This is a genomic window from Ruegeria sp. CDSA141 (assembly GCF_059612005.1).
Window position 1 is genome coordinate 115,141 of record NZ_JBXWPT010000010.1, and the last position, 16,942, is coordinate 132,082.

A 16,942-nucleotide genomic window follows, 5' to 3' on the forward strand; every position below is an offset into this window, starting at 1 on the left:
CGGAGGATACGAACGTGGCAGACTATGAACAGCGGATGCAGCCGGAAGAGGGTGCAAAGGCAGTTGAAAAACTGGCCGAAGATGCTTTGGCGGGTTTCAAGGCGGACGCCAAGAAGGAATATGCTGAACTGGTCAAGCAGTACGAGGGGGCCAGTGCAACGGTCGGTGTTTTTGGTATGGGGTCGGTCGAGGTCTCGGTCATGAGCGGCGAAGTTCATATCAACCCGAACCAAAAGCGCAAAGGGAAGGGCCGGGGCGTCGGCGCGATCTCACCGGAAGCTCTTGTAGCTATTTCCGAAGGCCGGATGACCGTAATGGACGCCTTCCACCGTGGTGAGATTGTTGTTCGCGCCGAGTCCGCAGCATTGCACGAGGGCTACGACAGTTTCATCAGGAACTCCGAAGCGGCGCTCAGGTCGAAGCGTTTGCAGAAGACGCTGGCGCAGTTCCGCAAGATTGCGGATGTCTGACTGGTTGCAAGACGAACAGGTCCGGGCCACGATACCCCAAGTTGAAGCATCAATGTTGGATGCCGTCGCCTCGGACCAGCCTGGGTTCGAAGAGATTGCACACTGGCTTATCGGGGCCGGCGGAAAACGGTTGCGACCAATTCTTCTGCTGCTTACAGCGCGAAGCCTCACCGACAAAGAAGGACGCAAACGCGCAGTTCAGGCGGCGGCGGCCGTTGAAATGATCCATGTGGCGTCGCTCTATCATGACGACGTCATGGACCGGGCCGAACTTCGGCGTGGAGCGGAAAGCGTGAATCGTCGCTGGTCTTCGCCCATCGCCAGCTTCGCCGGAACGTTTATTCTGGCCCGTGCAATCACCTTGTTGGATTCCGTCAGCCCCAAAGCCTCTGAGCTGGCCGGTAAACACTGTGCCGCGCTGTGTCTTGGGCAGTTGCGCGAAGCAGAAAACGCCTACAACGCCGATTGGACCATTGAAGAGCATCTTGAAATGCTTGAGGGCAAGACGGCCGAACTGTTTGTCCTCGCAGCATCGCTGGGGGCGATGCTGGCTGACGTAAGTGAACAGGATCGAGATTCACTGATCACGTATTCAAAGTGCCTCGGCCTTGCGTTTCAGCTTCGTGACGATGTTCTGGACTACATTGCAAGCAGCGCGGAGCTTGGGAAAGGGTCCACCTCTGATCTGCGCGAAGGCGCCTATACGATGCCGGTGCTCCTGTGCCTGGGCCAGAACGGTCAGGCCTCCGATGAATTGCGGGCCAGGTTGAGGCTGGCCGACATGCAAGATGCGGACATTTCGCGTGCTGTCGAGATCATTCGCAATTCGGGCGCGGTCGAAGCTACCGAAAAGCTGGCGCGGGACAAATCCGAGGCAGCCGTACAGGTCATCTCGGGGCTTGAAGATCATGTGCTGCGCGATTCGCTGGTAAACCTCGCCTGGCTCTCTGTCGAAAGGAGGGCCTGACATGGACGGTTATGGCTCTCTTGCCGACGATCTGCCGCTTGCGACACCTGCGGAGGCCGCGGCCGAGACATGGGACGCCATCATTGTCGGTGCGGGGCCCGGCGGCAGCACCGCCGCCATCGAACTGGCGCGAAGAGGTCGAAAGGTCATTCTGATCGACCGTGAGGATTTCCCTCGGGACAAAAGCTGTGGAGACGGCATCACCCGGTCCGGCATCTCTCAGTTGAAACGCCTCGGCATTCTGTCCGCGCTTACCGATCAACAGGAGGTCGAAGGTGTGCGCGTCCATATGCGCAACAGAGGCCACCGGGATTTTCGATACGAGGGCGAAGACGACTACGGGCTGGTTGTGCCTCGTTTGATACTGGATGACTGTCTTTTGCGTCAGGCCCGTGCGGAAGGTGCGGCTTTCATGCCGAAATGCCGCGCCGACGATCTGGTGACGGATGAAAGCGGGACTGTCACAGGCGTCAGCGCGTACATGCAGGATGGTACGACAGTGGTTCTGACCGGGTACATGGTCATCGCCGCAGACGGGGCCGCGTCTCGATTGGCGAAAGCTGCGGGATTGCGGGAAACACCCGAACAGGGCTATGGCACGGCACTTCGCGGCTATGTCGACGGCTGCGGTGACACTCCGCCACTGCTCGAAATAGTGCTGCCGTTGACTGATGTTACGGACCGGTACCTGTTGCCGTCCTATGGCTGGGCGTTCCCAACGGGGAAGGGAACTGCAAATGTCGGTGTCGGACTGTTCTGTCGGGCGTTTGACACCAATGTCAGGACACTTTTCGATCAATTTCTGGACGTGCTTCGAAAGGATTATCCAGAGTACTCGGGCATTCAGTTGTCCGGCACGACCTTGGGGGCACCGCTGAGGTTCGATTTCGCACCAGAACGTGCCGCCAATTCGGGTCTGTTGCTGGTTGGTGACGCCGCAGGTCTTATCAGCCCGTTTACAGGCGAAGGAATCAGCTTTGCGCTGGAATCCGGTGCGCTTGCGGCTCAAACTACTGATCGGTGCCTCCGCACAGGGGCAGGCCCCTGGGTGGCGGCGGATGATTATGCGCTTCTGCTGGGTGATCGCTTTGCCGGGTACTTCACGCTCGGGAACCGCGCAAGCCGCCGATACGAATTCATTTGGCGCGTGCTGGACGATACGTTCGAAAGCGAAAAGCCGGTCCACAATATGCTGCGCCGTGCCGTTTTGGTACCTGAAGGCACAGGCAATGATGTGGAAAGCGCCATGTTGGACGATGTATCGCCACTTGTGCGTGTGCCTGATATGCCGCTGGGTGACGACCTGCGTGATGTCGGTGCGCGCCTCAATCGCATCGTGCGCACCGATTGGCCGTTTCTGACGCGCATGTCCTTCGCGGGCAAGCGGGCTGACATGGTTGCGTTCCGACCTTCGCTGTTGCTTTTGCTGACGTCCTATCTGGGTGATGTTGAGGCAAAAAGACGTCGGGCCGCGGCCACGGCACTGGAGCTTGCGTATCTTGGATTTCTTGCCCAAAGCGGCATACGAGGAATCGAGGCTGCCGCTGTAACAGCCGACGCCACAGCCAACTGGGGCGACAAGCTTGGGATACTCACAGGCGACTACTTGTTGGCGAAAGCGCACGAAGTCGGCGCACGGGACTGCCCGGATCTGTTTCCAGCAATTCTGAGTGCCATGGCCTCGGCGTGTGAAGGCCGAGTGTCCGAGCTTCGGACCGCATGGCAACCGGATCTGACGGTCGAAATGCGCATCGCGCAAATGCGGCAATGTATGGCTGCATTCTTCAGACTGCCCTGCGAACTCGGCGCGATGCTTGCAGAAAAAAACGATCTTTTGAACGCCCTCTGCGACTATGGCGAGAACCTTGGTCTGGCTTACCTGTTGACTGAGGATGAACTTGCCCTGGACCGCCCTTCGGGCAGCACACCATTTGCGTCAGACCTTTCCAGCGGCCTATTCAGCGTGCCCTTTCTCAAGGCGGCCCAGGGGCAAAAAGGGGGCGCGGCAGCCCGTGCTTTCATCAGTCACCGCGACCCCGCGCGGTTTTTGGCAGAGATTTCCCGGACCACGCGCCATATCAAAAGGCAGCAATTGCCTGAAAAATACCGCGATCAGGCAATAGCGGCACTAAGCTTCTTGCCACAGGGCGGCGTGGCAAAGTCGCTTTCGGCCCTCGCAGGTTATGCGGTAAGCCGACAGGTCCCAAAACGCCGCGTGCTGTAAAGGTGTGATGCAGGTTCCGAGGTGTCCCGCTGCCAGTCAAAAGCGCAGTGATCCACGTTTCCTTGACCCGTGCGCCGGGTGCTTCATTCGTGGGCAGGTGGTATTTGTGGACAGCCCATGCTTCGGAAGGACGGTTCAGGTTCCATTCTGCTGCCATGAGCATGCCGCCTAGGACGATATCGAGCCGTGGTTCAATTTGGTTCGATAATGTCGACACAGCGCTTCGTGGATAACCGCCTCTTCTGCGGCAGTTCCCCAGTGGAGGATCCGGTTGACGGACATATGAGCGAGGCTTCCCAGAATGTCGGCCAAACTGCTGCCCAGCCGGCCATCCTGTTCTTCTCGTTGGAGGCATCTGAGATCCGGATGAAACCTGGCTGCACGTGCATTCCAGCGAGATGGTCGCGAATGAATGCCCTTTCCCACACCCAGTTCATTCAGCACAACGCAGGCACTCTTCCATTCCTTACCCGTGGCCCGACGTGCCGTTCGGCACGACGCCGGGCCGCCGCCGTAGTTTTCCGAGCACCGCTCTGAGATCGCCAGCCGAACCCCTGTTGGGAGTTCGAGATCTTCAAACAGGGCATCAATACTAGCGACTGACGCCATCCATCGCCGGGATCGACTGATCTCTGGATCGTTGAGCACGTGAAGCGCAGCGATCGAGTCGGCGCCGAATATTCTCTCGCAGGCGCCGAGCCCCAGTTCTCCGCCGTATCGCGCCGTTTCAGGCAGGTACTCATCAACAAGAAACCTGTCTACCAATCCTCCGGCTGTTTTCTGCAAGTGAACAAGCACCCGGTTCCTCAGAACTCTGTCATGGTCGCTTAGGAACTTGAGGCGGAGGCGCAGTTCAAGCTCTGGGTCTGCGTATCTAACGAAGAACCAATTCTCGATAAGGTTGCGTTTCTGCCACAGCGCCAACCTGTTAGATTGCAGTTTCAGGAACTGTTCCAGCTTCATGGCATCCCCGAAAAGCCGCAGATACAACCATGTTCCGGCCTCGTCAGCGCCGTGTCCCCGCGGTTGCCATGCGGCCGGGTTGGCATCGTATTCGACATAAGGTGTATCAACTGGCTTTGCAGGGGCAAAAACCAGTTCAGAGGCCAATCGACCATGCGGTGAGTCGATCCACCAATCCTCTGGCGTTGGAAGGTACTCGCAGATCGAAAGCGGCCCTTTTTTCAACGTCTTGATCAGGTTCGCAGTGGAAAAGGGGTTGTCCAGATCCCATGGCGTGGCCATGTCACTGGCCTCATCTGTGGGGACTATGTATCGCGGCAGCTCCAGTTTTTGCCGCGTTGTTTCCAGCCAGCTTTCCTCTTTGCCCGATCTGATCACCTCTGTCGGAACACAAAGCCGCCACCGCTCCGGAGCAAGGATCACATTTCCAGCTGAGACCCTGGGCAAACGGTTTCGATTGCTTTGCGATTGCCATGACCAGATCACCGTCGGTTGCCTCATGTGCATCGCGATGTCGATGAGCAGAAGATAGACCGCCGGAGCCCCGGGAGGGCTTTGGTGGGCAGCATGCAGCTGTGGACTGACCTCGACGCTTTGGCGGCCCCAGAAAAGTCGGAACCGACTGCCATCGTGACGGATCCACAGATCGTGAAGCGGTATCCTCCTTTCCGGCGGCAAACCGCTGTCGCCCAGAATTTCGATTGCATACCGGGAAAGGCTGGCGCGTCGCAGGATGTTGGATGACCGGGGGTCGGTGGCACACAGGATGTCTGCTTCGACAATTGTCGAATCCTTTTCACGCGTGGGGCTGTGTTGCATCAACGCGTCTGCGATCAACTGATTTCGTCTTGAGAAACGGCCGAAAATCGCCTTTGGCCCGCCCGGAAAAATTCCCTCGGGATAAGCTGTCCAGACTGGCTTGTGCCCGGAACTGCGCCCTACCTTGCCCAAAAGAACGCCATCCTGGATGGCGAGAGGGGCCTGACCTGTGTTGTGGGCATGCAGGATCTCGATATCCTGCGCGGAAAGCCCCCATTCGCGCGCCTCCCAATCGGTTTCCAGCGGAAAATCCTGATGTTTGTGCCTGAGGGCATCACTTGACGATCCCGTACCTGTAACGAAATCCAATCGCAGCGGCATGCCGAGATATGCAAGCCCGCTATCGGCGTCCACGGCCTGGCCGAGCAATACAGCGCGGTCGCCGTACCGGTCGAGGAACCGCCGTTCAAATTCCAGAAAACGGTTCGGCTTCGGCACGCGAAAGCCAACCTTTTCCAATATGTTCCACGCGCTGGCCAGCGCTTGCTCCGCGCGCAGTGGTGTTTCCAACGTGTCGACGCAATGCGCATCGACATGAAGAAAATCACCCGTCCAACCCGGCGCAAGAGAGCCCGCTGTTCGCCCCAGTTGCTTTAACGCGATCATTGAAGTGTTTTCACGTGCGGTATCAAGAGCAGTCCCGATCTCCAACAAGCTTCTCTTTTGTGGGGCGGTCATATCTCTTTCCAGCCGCTTCAGCGTTCTGGCGGTTGCGTCATGTCCCAGAAGTATTGGATCTCTCTGTGGCATCAGAGCCTCGGACCGACAGAGATCCGAGATCGTCACAGCAGATTTGAAAGGGCGATCCTTGAGGGCCGTTTCCAGATCGGAAACCGTGACAGAATCGACGTCAAAGATGAACTCTGCCAGATCGGAATCCGCCGCTGCAATGATCTGTTCGTGGTTCCAGGGCCCGTCGAGATCACCGTTGGTTATCCAGTGCAGAACGTCTTGTTCCCACCAGGCCGATGGATTGCATCGCACCCTCGTGCTTTGCGTCTCGGCGGTTCCGGCGGCAATATGTGCCAAAAATCCACAGTCCAGATCTATGTCCAGATGGTGGTCTGCCACGGTGACGATGTCCTTGCCTGCAACAGGTATTGCCGCGCCCACTGCTGCGAATGCACCGAACGGCGTTGGGCGAAAACACATTCTGTAAATAAACCGAAACAAGGTGCCGAGAACTGCAGGTGAGAGGCGTTCGTCTTTTTCGAAATCGCGCATGACCATCGAGAAGAAACCGGGTCGCGCAATGAATAGCGACAAGGCAAAGGCCTGATCGTGAAGTAACTCTGAAGCACGCTTTTCCAGATCCTTTTTTCCCGTGCTTTTAGTTACTCCGCTAAGATCATGCTGCGGCGAACGCAAACAAACACGGATTCCGAGAAAGGGACGAGAGCTGGGCAGTTTCGGTTGAGAATGACAATGATTAGGCTCCTCGACATCCAGCCCCATGAACTTCAGGTAGCTGAGATAACCTGCGTCGCTTAAGGCAAGCAGTGCCAACAAAACGCCACTAGACCCGGTCAGAAGGTCCGTCGATTGAAACGTTTTCCAGCCTGCGCCGATCGCGGGAAGCCCGTCCGGGCTCAATTCGCGTTCCACGAGGTTCAGAAGCCGTTCGGCGTGCTTTTCGATCAGGGAATCGACGTCTGCTTCGGGATTGAGAGACCGAATAGCGAGGGCCATCACCACAATTCCGGCATCGCCATGACATAGCCCTCCGTCATTGATGCCCGTCTCGCTGAGAGGTCTGGCAACGCAAGATGTCAGAACCCGTGATGTGATGTCGTGTATTTCGTCTTCCATCCCAATCAGCGCGGCCGCCGCGAGTGCGGTATAGATGATCCCAAGATCGCCGTAACACCACGCAAAACGTGACGGTACTTCCCACGCGTGGCTGAGCGCAGACATGCAGGGGAAGCAGGATGACAGACCGCTGTCCGAAAACGCGCCCCGATGCGAAAGAAGGAACAGGACCGCGTCTTTGAGGTCTTCGATGTGTCGTGGCGTGAACGCGTGCCGCCGACCCAAACGGGCCAGAGCCAGAACGGCACCGGGTGAACCGTGGGCCAATCCCATATTGACGAGGTAACGCGTTGTCTTCTGGGAACCAGCCTCGTCTTCCGGAGAGGAAAAGGGTTCTGTCCACGCCAATCCCCGCTCTGTTCGGGCCGAGTGCCTCCAAAGCTCCTCTGCCAAACGCAAACACAGCGTCTTTCCCCCAAGACGGGCCGTTTGGGATTTCGGTTCGCAAAGAAATACGGATATGCCTGCAAGCCCGGAAACGTGATCGAAATGTCCCATCCACGGAGCTTCGAGAAGGCGTTGCGCAACCGAACGCAGGGCACGGTCGAGCGCCAGTTGCGCTTCAGGATCGTTCGGATTGGCGTCCAAGGTATGACAGGCGAGCAACCCAAGACCGGCTCGGCCATCGAACAGTGAAACAGGGGCTCCGCGCAGTTCTCGGTCGCGAGCCCAGATGGTCGAAAGGCGACGTGACGCAGCGGATCGCACCCGATCGTCATCCAGAAACCTGTCTGCCGCCAGCAACGCCAGCGCCTCTCCAGCGACAGCGCTTCCCAGCCCGATTGCATCAGTTCTGATCGGAGCCACAACGAGCGACCCTGCAATAGACCGTATGGCCGCATCAATCCTCGTTGATGAAATAGACATTGACTATGACAGTTTCCCCGCCAAACGGGATTCATCATTCAGCAGGCGTTCGGATGGCATCCTTTGCTGCTTGCACGGATACTGCACCAATTCGCGCAACAATTCTTCGCCCAACTGAACGTTCGGCGCGTCGGACCGCCAACGCTGCCGGCGTCGACGAAGCCGAAGGCAGGACCGGTGGAGGTAGGATTGAAGCCAGAATAATGATCCCCCAGTTGACCCAAGGATTCGATGGATGTCAAAAGCGCGTCTACGCGGTGTTCGACGGTTTCCAGCCTGTCTTCCGGGCCGGGTTCCATGACGCGCATCAACTGGTCGAGACGTTGCTCGATCGCGGTCAGCCTGTCATCGACAGACCGGCATTCCGGATCTGTCTTTTCGCTTTCGGTGTAATCGGGTTCTTTGCGATTGTCGTTTTCGTCAGCACTCATTTCTCTCTCCAGAATCTGAGGTGGTCGAATAGTCGACTTGGGACCGCCTGTGGAAAAACGTGTCGTTCAAATATCAACTCCGATGGAATCGGAGGGTCTTTGTGATGAGAGATTTCAATAATATACGAAAACGAGCATTTTGTCATGGAGCAAGCAGAGCAACGCACAGTTGTCCCAATGGTACTGTCAGCGACCATGAGCTGGTGTCAGGCAGGCGAACCGGCACGGTCAATCTTGCCAACGGTTTTGTGCATCACCCGTTGTCCGCTTCTTTCAGCCCCTCGATCTGCAAATCGAACCCGGCCTGAATATGGGCAGTGAAGGTTTCCAGTGCTTCTGTCACGTCTCCGGTTTCAATCGCGTCAACAAGCGCCTGATGATCACCGAGGGATTTTGAGATGTCGACATTTTCAATTGCGGAAAACAGGTGAAAGGCCATGGCCTTGCCCCAGATCATGTCGAACATGTCCAGCAGGAACTTGTTTCCCGCTTCGACCATAAAGGCGCGGTGAATGCGTCGGTTGGCAATGAAATAGTCGCGTGTCGTAGGGTTGGTCAGGTTTTCTTCGCGTCGAATCAATTCGCGCAGACCGTCCAGAACCGTGCGTTCCGCATGGGCCGCGAGAATCCGCGCAGCCTGACCTTCGATTGCAGCGCGGGCCTGATACAGTTGCCGGACTTCGGTTTGATCCATGCGTGCCAGCCGGAATCCACCGCTTGCGGCGACTTCCAGAACCCCTTCGGTTTCCAGCCGCATCAGAGCCTCGCGAACCGGGGTGCGGCTGATATTCAGCTCTGCTGCCAGTTTCTCCTGAACCAATCGATCTTCTGTAGATATTTCGCGGCTCATTATGGCTTCGACCAGTTGATCATAAACCTCGTCCGCTAGCCGTCTGCGCTGTGTCTTTATCTGTTTCAGAGCCACTCGGAGCCTCTCTTTCCGTGTTTTGTGAATTCTGTATTCAAAAAAGCATCTGGTGCCAAGGCGAATGGGCTTGCTATTGCTCGTGTACTGTATACAGTATACAGACGCAATTGAACAGGGAGCACTTCATGTGTGGTATCGCTGGAAGGATTCTAACCGCACCCGGGCAGGTCGGGGCGGATCTGGTGGACCTGATGGAAGCGCAGGAACACCGTGGCGCAGATAGCACCGGGTTTGCAGTTTATGGGCCACCACGAGACACCGGATACGTTTTGCGGGGGATGGGTTTTGATAAATCCCGGCAGGATGCTGACCTGGAAGCGTTTGAGGCGGTTTTGAAAGATCACGGCTCTGGCTTTCTGTCTGACCCGAAGATTGTAGCTGATGAGAACCGGCATTATTGCTTCCGGGCGGAAATCTCGGACCCGGCTGATCTGCAGGCCTGGGTGCGGGATGCAGATGAACTGACGGACCGGTTCGAAGTGCAGTCCTGTGGCCGTAGCCTTGAGATCATCAAGGATATCGGCGGGGCCGAAGCGGTTGCCGAAAAACATGGCGTGCGTGACATGATCGGAACTCACGGTCTGGGTCATGCGCGGCTTGCGACGGAAAGCTCGGTCCTGCCCAACGCTTCGCACCCGTTCTGGGCGCGGCCGTTTTCGGATGTGGCGATCGTGCATAACGGCCAGATCACCGACTATTTTACATGGCGCGATAAGCTGAGCCGGAAGGGCTATCGCTTTTTGACCGAGAATGACAGCGAGTTGATTGCGGTCTGGGTCAGCGACCAGATGAAAGCTGGCCTGACGATGGAGCAGGCGCTGAAGAAGTCGATTACCTCTATCGACGGGGTATTTACATACATGATCGCAACGCCGGACGGGATCGGCTTTGCCAAGGATCGGTTCGCGATGAAGCCGCTGGTTGTGGTCAATCGCAATGGGGATCTGGCCGCCGCGACCGAGGAACAGGCTGTTCGTCGCGTGATGACCGAGGAATGCGACGTGATCAACTATGATGGCCCTTCGCTGACCGGCATCTGGGGTGTCGGCAACCGGAGCCTGGCAGCATGAGCGAGGTAGCAAGACAGATGGATGAAATAGTCATCGAAGTCGGCAAGCGGCATATTCGTGAGGTGAACCGGGATATCATGGCCGCCTGCGCATCAGGACAGCCGATCCGGGTTGTCGATACGCTGTCGCGGCACAATCTGGGCGTGGGTCTACCGGACAATGTGGACATCACCTTCGAAGGCTCAGTGGGATATTATTGCGGCGGTTTGAACACTGGCGCCAACATCTCCATCGAACGCAATTGCGGGTGGGCCGTGGGCGAGGGGATGGCCAAGGGTCACATCACTGTCGGCGGCTATGCGGGCATGTCTTGCGGGGCGGCGATGATTGGCGGCACCATCCATGTCAAAGGTGATGCGGGGCCACGGGTGGGCGTCGCCATGAAGGGCGGCAACATCGTGGTCGAAGGCAGGATCGGCTATCAATCCGGTTTCATGGCGCACGCGGGACGGATCATTGCGCTGGGCGGTGCAGGTGAATCCTGTGCAGACGCGCTGTGGGAAGGCGAGGTTTGGGTCGCAGGCGAAGTTGACAGTCTGGGCGTGGACGTCGACGTGATCGAACCCACTGCTGAAGAGGTGGCCGAGGTCGATGCGATCCTTGATCCTCTGGGGCTGGTCGACAGCTCTCGTAACTGGCGCAAAATGGTCTCTGGCCAGCGTCTTTGGTATTTTGAAAGCAGGGACGCAAGCGCATGGCTCATGATCTGAGTAAACCCTATGAGTATCCGTTCGAAGTCGCGTCCGAGGAAGAAATAAGGTTCCGCGATGCGGGTGCGGTCGAAGGTCGGCCGGCCGGTGTGCCTTCGTCCTATGATGAGGGCGGATCGACCCGCTGGACACCCGAAGCGATATCGGAAGTTCACGCACTGGCGCAGCTTGGGCGGTATCAGGTGCGTGGCTACAATACGTTCAATAAGCAGTTGCCGACATTCGACGATTTGACATTTGTCCCGGCGACAATGACCCGCCTGCCGCTGGAAGGGTACCGCGAGAGCTGCGATACGACGACAGTTCTAGGTGGCGGGCGCGGATTGGTGGAACGGCCACTGGAACTGAAAATCCCGATCTATATCGCATCGATGTCTTTCGGCGCGCTCTCGGCCTCGGCCAAAGCGTCGCTTGGTTATGGGGCCTCGAAGGTGGGTACCATGACCTGCACCGGCGAAGGCGGCATGCTGGAAGAGGAGCGCGAAGCCTCCCAGCGCCTGCTCTACCAGATGTCGCCCGCCCGCTATGGAGTCGATCTGGATCACCTGCGCCGGGCCGATGCCTTGGAGATTGTTGTGGGGCAGGGGGCCAAACCGGGCACCGGCGGTTTGCTGCTGGGAATGAAAGTCAGCCCGCGCGTCAGCGAGATGCGCACTTTGCCGGAAGGGGTCGATCAGCGATCCACTATCCGGCATCCGGATTTTCTTGGGGCAGACGATCTGGCGGTCAAGATCGAGGAACTGCGGATCGCCACGAACTATCAGGTGCCGATCTTCATCAAGATGGGGGCGACACGGCCCCGGTTCGACGTGGCTGTGGCCGCAAAGGCCGGTGCCGATGTGGTTGTGGTTGACGGGGCCGAAGGCGGCACCGGTGCTTCGCCCGAGTTGCTGCTGAATCATACTGGCATTCCGACCATGAGTGCCATTCGCGCAGCACGCGAAGCGCTGGATGAGTGTGGGATGAGCGGCAAGGTCTCGCTTGTCGCCGCGGGGGGTATTCGATCAGGTGTGGACGCGGCCAAATGTCTGGCACTTGGGGCGGACGCGGTCATGATCGGGAACGCCGCGATGGTCGCGCTGGGGTGCAACACTCCGAGATATCTGGACGATTATAAGGCGTTGGGCACATCGCCGGGGGCGTGCCATCACTGCCATACGGGCCGCTGCCCGGTTGGGATCGCGACGCAGGACCCTGACCTTGAAGCGCGTATGAACCCGCATGCAGGTGCAGAGCGCGTGGCCCGGTATCTGACCGCGATGACAATGGAGATCACGGCGCTTGCCAAGGCCTGCGGCAAATCCTCGGTGCACAATCTGGAAACCGAAGATCTGCGCGCGCTCAGTTTTCAGGCCTCGGCCTTTACCGGCGTCAAGATGGCGGGCATCGACCGGGCCTTCGACTGGTGAGGATTGCGCTTCTTGAACTGACCCTCCACCCCTTGCCACTGCTTGAGGGTCTGCCGCGGACGGCTCAGCAGATCCGAGCATGGCTTGAACCGCATCTGCCTGAAGCCCGATTTTCCACGGTGGATGTGGTCGATGGCGTACCATTGCCACAGTTCAGGGATTTTGATGGGGTTGTTGTCGGAGGGTCCGAATTCGGCGTCTATGATGACAAGGAATGGATGCGGCCCCTTCGCGATTTCCTGGAAATGTGCCGGGACCATGCCAAGCCGGTTTTCGGCATCTGCTTTGGCCATCAGATCATGGCGGATGTCTATGGGGGCAAGGCCGAGAAGGCCAAGGTCGGCAATGTCGTTGGCGCACGAGGCTTTGACTATGGCGGAGCCAGCGTTGACGCCTTTGTCTGGCATCAGGATCAGGTCACGTGTGTTCCGCCTTCGGCGCAGGTGACGGGGTCGGCGGATCACTGCCCGGTAGGGGCCTTGGATTATGATTTCCCGGCCCGTTCCGTGCAATTCCATCCCGAATACCGGGCAAGCCATCTGCGTGAATTATTTGTGCGCGGGCGCGACGTGTTTCTTACCGCGCGCGAGGCGGACGAGGGGCTGGCCTCGCTTGAAACGGCGCATGTATCGAGGGATTTGGCCACCTTGCAGGCGGTTGAATTGTTTCGCAATGCCAGCGGTGGGCCGTGAGATCTAACAGCCCGCTTGATCCTGATCAATTCCGGCCTTGAAACACTGTGTATACTGTATCCATAACGTGGTGGAGGAGGCCGCGAGATGTCGGGATACACAGATTTTTTTCAGAAAATAGCGCGGATTGTCAGTACACCTCGGGATGAAAGCCTGAGTGACAGGGAGCTTTCAGACCTTGGGTTGTCCCGCGCGGATCTGGCTATGTTGCGATCGGGCGCGCCACAGGCACGAGAGCGTATACTTGCCATGGCCGGGCAATTCGGACTGACCGAGGAAGATCTGAACGCGCACTCGGAACTGGGGTTGGAGCTGGCGGAAAAATGCGGGCATTGCCTTCAGGCCGAAACCTGCCGTGACGCAATCCGGGCGGGCGCGCGTCTTCCCCAGGGCAAGTGCCCAAATGCTGGAGTTTATTGCGCCCTCTTGGATGGTTAGCGTCCGCTGGGGCTTTCCTTCGGGCTCAGTTTTCTTCGACCTGCGATCTTGAACCGATCCGCGGTCCCAAAATCCTTCAACCCGACACCCGCCGCAAATTCTGCAAACACAGGGGCGTGCTTGAACAAATGGCCAGAGCATCCGCCAGCGAACAGCACGTTTTCATGCTCGGGGTGCCAGTCGGCAATGAAATGTGTATCCGGGGTCAGAATGATCTGGTTGAACTTGGAATCCACAACCCGTTGCCCCTCCAGCCCCGGAAGCCGGTGACGGATATAGCTGCGTGTGCGGCCCAGCGTTTCCTGGCGGATCAGCCGTTCATCATTGTCCAGATCGATCTTGTCCGGGATGACAACCGCGGCCTTTACGCCGGATCCTTCGGACGACGGCAGGCCAAAGGACCCTTGCCCGTGATCGATCCAGCAGGGCATTCGGCTCATGTCGAAATCTTCCGACCCGTCGGGTGTCGAGGTGTAGAGGACATTGACGCCAACCACGGTCGAGATCGGCTTGATCGTTCTGGGAAACATGTCGGCCATCCATGGGCCGGTCGCCATGATGATCAGATCGGCTTCAAGCGGTTTGTCGTCAAGCATCGGACGTTCCGACCCATCCGTGGTGACGCGACCGCGCCGTACTTTGCCTCCTGCCTTTCGGAACAGATCCAAACCGGTCAGAACGCATCGATGGGCCATCAGCATTCCGGCTTCGGGTTCGAACAACGCATATTCGATGTCGGTGACCTTGAACTGAGGGAACCGCGATTCGATATCCTGCTGACCGAATTTGTAGTAGGGCACCCCGACCCGGTCGAAAGTCTGTGCGGTTGCGTCTTCCCAATCGCAATGTCCCGCAGTCGCCAGAATCAACGCGCCGCATTCGTACATCAGGTTCTGGCCGCTTTCGGCCTGCAGTTCCAGCCAGCGCAGGCGGCTTTCGCGCGCCCACCGCGTATAGAACTCGTCCCGCCCGGATATGGCACGGATCACTCTGTTGTAATCTGTTGAAGATGCACGGGAATGTCCCGGTTCCCACCTGTCGATCAGTGTCACGGTCTCGCCGCGCCGTTGCAGTGTAAGCGCCGTCATGACGCCAACTATGCCGCCTCCGACAACGATAACCGAGCTTTTGGACATGGCGCAGATTTTCCTTGTTTCCTGACTGGCTTTGTGAATACTGTATACAGAATACAGCAATTATAAAGCTAAAAACAGGGAGCACGCGCAAATGAGTTCGGGGTTTGATCTGCCCGAGGGCACGCATACCGTCATTCTTGGTGTCGGGGATCTCAACGGCATCATGCGTGGCAAGCGCATTCCGGCCAGCCATTGGGATCATGTCTGCAAAAGCGGCAATGCTCTGTCGATTGCGCTGCTGGCGATCGATATGACCTGCGACGTCTGGGATACGCCTTACGTCAATTTCGACAACGGTTATCCCGACATGCATGTCTTTCCGATGACAAAGCCTGTCGCCGTCCCGTGGGAGCCGGGCGTGGCCGTCTGTTTTGGCCGCGCTGAGGGCATGGATCACAAACCGGTGCCGATCGATCCGCGTCAGGCTTTGGTGCGGCAGGTGGACCGGGCCCGCGATATGGGGTTCGAGGTGAATGTCGGCACGGAACTGGAATTCTACCTTCTGGACCCGGAAACCGGCCAGCCGCGCGACACGGGCATCCAGGTCTACGGCCTGGGCCGCGCCGCCCGGATGGAACACATCGTTGGCCCGATCCGTCAGCAGATCAATGAATGTGGCATTCCCATCGAACAGTCCAACCCGGAATATGCAGCCGGCCAGATCGAGGTCAATATTCGTTATGGTGAAGCTCTGGCAGCTGCGGATCGTGTCGTTCTGTTCAAATCTCTGATCCGCCAGTTGGGCATCGCGCACGACTATCTGGCGACGTTCATGCCCAAGCCGTTTTTTGATCAATCGGGCAACGGGTTTCATACGCATTACTCGCTGTGGAAGGACGGCAAAAACGTCTTTGCCGACAATGGCAAGATCAATGACATCGGCAAATCCTTCATCGCAGGTCTGCAACAGCGCATGTGCGAGACGGCGATTTGCGGCAGCGGCACGGTCAACGGATATCGCCGTCGCCAGCCCTATACATTTTGCCCGATCAACACGAGCTGGGGCTATGACAACCGGACAGTTGGTATCCGGGTCATCGAAGGCTCGGACAGCGCCGTGCGGGTGGAAAAGCGCGACGCTGGTGCAGACGCCAACCCGTATCTGTTGCTTGCGGCCGAGATTGCCGCCGGGCTCGACGGGATCGAACAGGGGCTGTCCCCCTCTGAGCCGACGACAGGCAACGGGTATGAGGAAGGGATCGGAGATCCAATTCCCACCGATTTGCCAACCGCCATCAAACTGGCGCGCGGATCAGAATGGCTGCGGGATGTCATGGACGAAATGCTGTGGGATCTGGTGCTGCAACAGGCGGAGCGAGAGCTGGAATTCTTCAATCAACAGGTCACCCAGGTCGAACTGAACCGCTACCTGAGGGCGTTCTGATGCACTTGGGCAAGGTCGCTGGAACTGTCACGGCAACTGCCAAGGATGCCAGGCTTGTTGGAACAAAGCTGCTGGTGACGGATCTGGTCGACAGCAAGGGCAGCTTGATCGATCCCGCACGGGTTGCGGTCGATACCTGCGGCGCTGGGGTTGGGGACATGGTTCTGGTTGTCAGCGGGTCTGCGGCCCGTATGGCGACCGGGTTGTCCACGGCCCCCGTGGACATGGCCATCATCGCGGTGATCGACCGCGTCTCGACGACCTGAATCACGATACGCGAAACATCAATTTTGGGAGGAACAAAAAATGGCGAAACCAGTGGCAGGGCAGATGGCCCTGGGCATGATCGAAACACGTGGCCTGGTCGGCGCGATTGAAGCCGCGGATGCGATGGTCAAGGCAGCCAGTGTTGCCATCGTGGGTCAGACCAAGGCTGGCGGCGGGCTGGTGACGACCCTCGTGCGCGGAGAGGTCGGCGCGGTCAAGGCCGCCACCGATGCCGGCGCAACAGCGGCCAACAAGGTGGGCGAGGTCGTCTCGGTTCACGTGATCGCACGACCGCATGACGAGCTTGAGGCAATCATCGACGGGCTGGGTGCCGGGTCGTCGGCCTGATCAACCCCTT

15 protein-coding genes are annotated in these 16,942 nt (G+C 58.2%); 11 read left to right on the top strand and 4 right to left on the bottom strand.

Going from position 1 to position 16,942, the window contains the following annotated elements:
- Positions 1-14: 14 nt before the first annotated feature.
- From AC2FLP_RS14855 to AC2FLP_RS14865, 3 genes are read left to right on the top strand one after another with little or no spacing between them, the layout of a single operon-like run.
- Complete coding sequence (locus tag AC2FLP_RS14855; RefSeq protein ID WP_299895805.1) at positions 15-470, top strand: hypothetical protein; 456 nt, start codon at positions 15-17, stop codon at positions 468-470.
- Positions 463-1,437: a polyprenyl synthetase family protein gene (locus tag AC2FLP_RS14860; RefSeq protein WP_496684619.1), complete on the top strand. Its 975-nt coding sequence runs from the start codon at positions 463-465 to the stop codon at positions 1,435-1,437. The genes AC2FLP_RS14855 and AC2FLP_RS14860 overlap by 8 nt, the downstream gene beginning before the upstream one ends.
- A gap of 1 nt (position 1,438) precedes the next feature.
- Entirely contained in the window at positions 1,439-3,661 is a 2,223-nt protein-coding gene (locus AC2FLP_RS14865) for a geranylgeranyl reductase family protein (RefSeq protein ID WP_496684621.1), read from the top strand.
- A gap of 168 nt (positions 3,662-3,829) precedes the next feature.
- Here AC2FLP_RS14865 and AC2FLP_RS14870 read toward each other — a convergent pair whose 3' ends face one another.
- The 3 genes from AC2FLP_RS14870 to AC2FLP_RS14880 all read right to left on the bottom strand — a co-directional run bounded on the left by AC2FLP_RS14870 (position 3,830) and on the right by AC2FLP_RS14880 (position 9,475).
- Positions 3,830-8,059, bottom strand: a complete 4,230-nt coding sequence (locus AC2FLP_RS14870) for a thiopeptide-type bacteriocin biosynthesis protein (RefSeq protein ID WP_496684623.1) — start codon at positions 8,057-8,059, stop codon at positions 3,830-3,832.
- Between the two features lie 98 nt (positions 8,060-8,157).
- Complete coding sequence (locus AC2FLP_RS14875; RefSeq protein WP_496684625.1) at positions 8,158-8,550, bottom strand: hypothetical protein; 393 nt, start codon at positions 8,548-8,550, stop codon at positions 8,158-8,160.
- A 253-nt stretch (positions 8,551-8,803) separates the two neighbouring features.
- Complete coding sequence (locus AC2FLP_RS14880) at positions 8,804-9,475, bottom strand: GntR family transcriptional regulator (RefSeq protein ID WP_496684627.1); 672 nt, start codon at positions 9,473-9,475, stop codon at positions 8,804-8,806.
- Between the two features lie 128 nt (positions 9,476-9,603).
- Between AC2FLP_RS14880 and AC2FLP_RS14885 the strand changes: the two genes are divergently transcribed.
- The 5 genes from AC2FLP_RS14885 to AC2FLP_RS14905 all read left to right on the top strand — a co-directional run bounded on the left by AC2FLP_RS14885 (position 9,604) and on the right by AC2FLP_RS14905 (position 13,797).
- Entirely contained in the window at positions 9,604-10,548 is a 945-nt protein-coding gene (locus tag AC2FLP_RS14885; protein WP_496684629.1) for a class II glutamine amidotransferase domain-containing protein, read from the top strand.
- The gene (locus tag AC2FLP_RS14890) at positions 10,545-11,258 is read left to right on the top strand and encodes a GltB/FmdC/FwdC-like GXGXG domain-containing protein (protein WP_117869471.1); all 714 of its coding nucleotides are present in this window, start codon (positions 10,545-10,547) and stop codon (positions 11,256-11,258) included. The genes AC2FLP_RS14885 and AC2FLP_RS14890 overlap by 4 nt, the downstream gene beginning before the upstream one ends.
- Complete coding sequence (locus AC2FLP_RS14895) at positions 11,243-12,667, top strand: FMN-binding glutamate synthase family protein (protein ID WP_117869470.1); 1,425 nt, start codon at positions 11,243-11,245, stop codon at positions 12,665-12,667. The genes AC2FLP_RS14890 and AC2FLP_RS14895 overlap by 16 nt, the downstream gene beginning before the upstream one ends.
- Positions 12,664-13,359, top strand: a complete 696-nt coding sequence (locus AC2FLP_RS14900) for a type 1 glutamine amidotransferase (protein ID WP_496684630.1) — start codon at positions 12,664-12,666, stop codon at positions 13,357-13,359. Before AC2FLP_RS14895 ends, AC2FLP_RS14900 begins: the two co-directional genes overlap by 4 nt.
- A gap of 87 nt (positions 13,360-13,446) precedes the next feature.
- Positions 13,447-13,797, top strand: a complete 351-nt coding sequence (locus AC2FLP_RS14905) for a YjiS-like domain-containing protein (RefSeq protein WP_496684632.1) — start codon at positions 13,447-13,449, stop codon at positions 13,795-13,797.
- Here AC2FLP_RS14905 and AC2FLP_RS14910 read toward each other — a convergent pair.
- Positions 13,794-14,933 carry an FAD-dependent oxidoreductase gene (locus AC2FLP_RS14910; protein ID WP_117869467.1) on the bottom strand — a complete coding sequence of 380 codons (1,140 nt, stop codon included), beginning with the start codon at positions 14,931-14,933 and terminating at the stop codon, positions 13,794-13,796. The genes AC2FLP_RS14905 and AC2FLP_RS14910 overlap by 4 nt on opposite strands.
- 91 nt (positions 14,934-15,024) lie before the next feature.
- On the opposite strand from AC2FLP_RS14910, the gene AC2FLP_RS14915 reads away from it, so the two are divergent.
- Genes AC2FLP_RS14915 through AC2FLP_RS14925 form a run of 3 tightly spaced genes read left to right on the top strand, consistent with a single transcriptional unit; the run spans position 15,025 to position 16,932 of the window.
- Positions 15,025-16,317, top strand: a complete 1,293-nt coding sequence (locus tag AC2FLP_RS14915) for a glutamine synthetase family protein (protein WP_496684634.1) — start codon at positions 15,025-15,027, stop codon at positions 16,315-16,317.
- Positions 16,317-16,583 (top strand): EutN/CcmL family microcompartment protein, encoded by a 267-nt coding sequence (locus AC2FLP_RS14920; RefSeq protein ID WP_117869465.1) that lies wholly within the window; start codon positions 16,317-16,319, stop codon positions 16,581-16,583. The genes AC2FLP_RS14915 and AC2FLP_RS14920 overlap by 1 nt, the downstream gene beginning before the upstream one ends.
- Before the next feature lie 40 nt (positions 16,584-16,623).
- Complete coding sequence (locus AC2FLP_RS14925) at positions 16,624-16,932, top strand: BMC domain-containing protein (protein WP_117869464.1); 309 nt, start codon at positions 16,624-16,626, stop codon at positions 16,930-16,932.
- Positions 16,933-16,942 lie beyond the last annotated feature (10 nt).